At 36.1% G+C, this 739-nt stretch carries 2 protein-coding genes; both read left to right on the forward strand.

Annotation, left to right across the window (positions count from 1 at the left end; all coding sequences use genetic code 11):
* Positions 1-116 precede the first annotated feature (116 nt).
* Positions 117-317 (forward strand): hypothetical protein, encoded by a 201-nt coding sequence (locus HC175_RS15760; RefSeq protein WP_168023780.1) that lies wholly within the window; start codon positions 117-119, stop codon positions 315-317.
* Between the two features lie 86 nt (positions 318-403).
* Positions 404-544, forward strand: a complete 141-nt coding sequence (locus tag HC175_RS15765) for a hypothetical protein (RefSeq protein ID WP_168023779.1) — start codon at positions 404-406, stop codon at positions 542-544.
* Positions 545-739 lie beyond the last annotated feature (195 nt).

The raw sequence follows: 739 nt of genomic DNA on the forward strand, positions 1-739 counted from the left end.
TTATTGAAAATGGTAATTTTTTATGGATTTGGTGAAAATTCACTTTAAAAATTGTTAAAGTGTACTGGAACTTCTGCAGAATTAATAATTTTAACTCTTAACCAAAACTTGAAATTATGATCAAGACCTTAGCAGTTATTATGTTAATTGGAGGTGCCATTGCCCTAATTATGGGAGTTCTGGGCATTTTTGGCAGTGTTGCCTTAATGTTTAGCCCATGGGCCCTGGCTATCCTGGGATTTGTTTTTTTCATTGCCGGGATCTCTATGCTTAAATATAGAAAAGATACCGACGAAGTTGCTGCCGAGCACAGGTAGTAATTAAGAAGAATAACAATTAATGCTGTTCAACAGCTTTAAAAAGGAGAGTGAAAAACTCTCCTTTTTTTATATCCTTCAGCGGGATGGACATATTTCGAACAGCTCCTGCAGGATCTACTCTGGATAATTTCTACCTTACCTCTAAAAATGAAAAAAAGACTTACCTGGAGGGGCAGGAAAAAGATTGCATGAACATAGAGATCAAAGAAATAATTAAGGGCTAATAAAATTCCGAAGACTCCAACATAAGAAATCACGAGGTTTTCAATTTCTATGGTGCGAAAAGCGATCTTCATGCTCGAAATTTATCCAAACAGGTAGCTGACTACATCTTCTACTTTAGCAACCTTCTGAATCCTGATTGTAAAATTGTTTTTTGGGATCTTGCTTTGAGCAGAAACAAGAATGCTGCTAAAGCC

This window comes from Salinimicrobium oceani (genome assembly GCF_012037645.1).

Coding starts and splice junctions, on each gene's coding strand:
- HC175_RS15760 (WP_168023780.1), top strand. CDS start 117: ATGATCAAGACCTTAGCAGTTATTATGTTAATTGGAGGTGCCATTGCC.
- HC175_RS15765 (WP_168023779.1), top strand. CDS start 404: ATGGACATATTTCGAACAGCTCCTGCAGGATCTACTCTGGATAATTTC.